Source organism: Extibacter sp. GGCC_0201, from assembly GCF_017566055.1.
Taxonomy (GTDB): Bacteria; Bacillota; Clostridia; order Lachnospirales; family Lachnospiraceae; genus Extibacter.
Window position 1 is genome coordinate 1 of sequence record NZ_JABFCH010000212.1, and the last position, 217, is coordinate 217.

At 47.5% G+C, this 217-nt stretch carries 1 pseudogene; it reads right to left on the reverse strand.

Features of this window, described 5'->3' with window-relative positions:
* Nucleotides 1-217, reverse strand: a pseudogene (locus HJV72_RS19290) (cysteine--tRNA ligase); the annotation flags it as partial.

The following is a 217-nucleotide window of genomic DNA, read 5'->3' on the forward strand; positions in this document are numbered from 1 at the left end:
TCATACTCATTGTTGAGCATTCGATATGCCAGCCAGGACGTCCTTCACCCCAGGGACTGCTCCAGGAAGGCTCTCCCGGTTTAGCAGCCTTCCACAAGGCAAAATCCATTGGATTATGCTTTTTATCGTTGACATCAACGCGCGCACCTGCCATCATATCTTCCAGATTACGCCCGGAAAGTTCACCGTAATGCTCAAATTTTTCAACGCTATAATA